Below are 1,549 nucleotides of genomic sequence, written 5' to 3'. Positions count from 1 at the left end.
CAAATAACAAAGGCAGAAAACTTACAGCGCAGGATGTGGAATACAGTTTTAAAAGAATAGTAGATAAAAATACCGCCAGTCCCGGTGCATGGATATTTAACAACCGTGTGGATAGTGTGAATGGTTTTACTGCCATTAACGATTCTGTTTTTCAATTAAAATTGATACGGCCTTTTCAATCTATATTGGGCATATTGAGTATGCAGTATTGTTCGGTTGTTGCTAAAGAAGCGGTGGAAAAATATAAAAATGATTTTCGCCGCCACCCGGTAGGCAGCGGACCTTTTAGTTTTATGGCATGGGAAGAAGGGCAGGCATTGGTGTTGAAGAAAAATGAAAATTATTTTGAGAAAGATACCGCAGGGAAACGTGTACCTTATCTTGATGGCATTAAAGTTTCTTTTTACGACAGTAAGGCCACAGAGTTTTTAGAGTTTCAGCAAAACCGTTTAGATTTTATTGATGATATTGATCCTTCTTTTAAAGATGAAATGCTTACCAAAACCGGTAACCTTAAAAAAATATGGGAAGGCAAAATTGAATTACAAAAACAACCTTATCTCAACATAGAATATTTAGGCATTTTGGTAGATGAACAAAATGAGCTGGTAAAAAATTCTCCATTGCGATTACAAAAAATAAGGCAGGCCATTAATTATGGTTTCGACAGAAGGAAGATGATGCTGTATCTACGCAACTCTATTGGTATTGCTGCCGAAAGTGGTTTTGTTCCCTGCGGTTTGCCATCTTTCGATTCTGTAAATGTAAAAGGTTATCAATACAATGTTGCCAAAGCAAAACAATTATTGGCAGAAGCCGGTTATGCCGATGGAAAAAATTTGCCAGAAATAAAATTACTCACCATTCCCATTTATGGCGATTTAGGAAATTATATTGCTAATGAACTTCGGCAAATTGGAATAAATATACAGGTGGAAGTAATACAAAAAAGTTTGTTACTGGAGCAGACTTCAAAATCGCAAGCATTATTTTTTCGTGGCAGCTGGATAGCCGATTACCCCGATGCAGAAAATTACCTGAGTGTTTTTTACAGCAAAAATCCTGCACCGCCCAATTACACCCGTTATAAAAATGCAGCGTACGATATGTTGTATGAAAAATCTTTATCAGAAAAAAATGACAGCCTCCGTTACAAATTGTATCAGCAAATGGATAAAATAATTATTGCAGATGCGCCGGTGGTGCCGCTTTGGTACGATATGGCTATACACCTTGTTCATTTAAATATTGAAAACTTTTATCCAAACAGTTTAAACCTTTTGGAGCTAAGAAGGGTAAAAAAATTATAACTTATGAAATCATTTAAAAAATTAAAAGTTATTGCGGGTTTAGCAGCCTTCATTTTTATGGGCATTGCTGCTGTTAAACAACCGGTAAATGAAGAATTTAAAAACCTGCAGGTGTTGCCCAAAAACATAACAACCGATTCGCTGGATAAGATAATGGATGGTTTTAATGTACAACTCGGTGTGGATTGTAAATACTGTCATGTAAAGGATAAAAAAGCCGATTCACTTATTTTCGACAA

The 1,549-nt window shown here is 35.8% G+C and carries 1 protein-coding gene and 1 pseudogene; both read left to right on the top strand.

The window, feature by feature from the left end; all coding sequences use genetic code 11:
* Positions 1 to 1,310: ABC transporter substrate-binding protein (locus tag ACY65O_RS08890; protein WP_462220500.1), on the top strand; the 1,310-nt coding region annotated here is incomplete at its 5' end.
* A gap of 3 nt (positions 1,311 to 1,313) precedes the next feature.
* Positions 1,314 to 1,549, top strand: a pseudogene (locus ACY65O_RS08885) (hypothetical protein); the annotation flags it as partial.

This window comes from Ferruginibacter sp. (assembly GCF_031430955.1).
In the GTDB taxonomy this organism is placed as follows: Bacteria; Bacteroidota; Bacteroidia; order Chitinophagales; family Chitinophagaceae; genus Ferruginibacter.
This window is presented reverse-complemented; position numbering and strand designations above follow the sequence as displayed.